Source organism: Myxococcus sp. CA051A, assembly GCF_013336705.1.
In the GTDB taxonomy this organism is placed as follows: Bacteria; Myxococcota; Myxococcia; order Myxococcales; family Myxococcaceae; genus Myxococcus; species Myxococcus llanfairpwllgwyngyllgogerychwyrndrobwllllantysiliogogogochensis.
This window is the reverse complement of the sequence record NZ_JABUMS010000064.1, coordinates 1-877: the sequence shown is the minus strand read 5'-3', so window position 1 is coordinate 877 and position 877 is coordinate 1. Positions and strand designations below refer to the sequence as shown.

The 877-nt window shown below is 63.7% G+C and carries 1 protein-coding gene; it reads right to left on the bottom strand.

Annotated features, from left to right (window positions below):
• Positions 1-10: 10 nt before the first annotated feature.
• Positions 11-813 (bottom strand): IS5 family transposase gene (locus HUA74_RS44915; protein WP_174459508.1). Its coding sequence is split into 2 segments (ribosomal slippage): positions 11-468 and positions 468-813, totalling 804 coding nucleotides; the frame shifts between segments, so codons are not numbered across the junction.
• Positions 814-877: the final 64 nt, after the last annotated feature.

Here is an 877-nt window from a genome sequence, read left to right as displayed (position 1 = left end):
AGAGCCTCTATCAAATGTGAGGATAGAGGCTTCGGAAGAGCATGACGCAGCAGCCGAGGACGAGGAAGCCGAAGTGGACGTCGTCCCTGCGCTCGTCACGGACACGGAGCCGACGAAGTTGATTTTTCCAGGCCAGAGTGCGCTCCGCCACCCAACGGTGACGCCCCAGGCGCTCCTTGGACTCGACACCTGGTCGCGCGATTCGTGGTGCGATGCCGCGCTTTCGAAGCCCGCGCCGGTTCTTCTTCGAGGCGTAGGCCTTATCCCCGTGGACCTTCCTGGGACGGAAGCAGCGTTGCCCTGAAGGCATCCTCACCGGAGGTATGGAGTCCACGAGGGGAAAGAGTTCGTGGGTGTCGTGCACGTTCGCCGCCGTCAGCGACTCGGTGAGCGGCAGTCCATGGGCCTCTACGAGAAGATGATGCTTGCTACCCGCCTTCGCGCGGTCCGTCGGATTTGGGCCCGTGAGGGCCCCCTTTTTGAGGCCCGGACAGACGACGAGTCGATGCTGGCGCGGGAGAGGTCCACCCTGCCTCGTAGTCCCAGTTCATCCAGCAGTTGGTGTTGGAGCTTTTCCCAGACCCCGGCCTCGGTCCATTCCTCCAGCCGGCGCCAGGCTGTCATGCCCGACAGGCCGAACTGCTTGCGAGGAAGCATCTCCCATGGAATGCCGCTCCTCAGCACGAAGACAATGGCCTCCAGCGCCGCTCGGTCATCTGCTCGGGGGCGTCCAAGCTTCTTCTTGGGTCTCGGCGGAGGCAGCAGCGGCGCCACACGCTGCCAGAAGGCGTCGGGAACGAGTTCGCGGACCATGCACTCAAGCTGGGGATGCCCTTCGTCGGTGGCCACCCCAGCCCTGACTTTTGTTAGGTCCTCT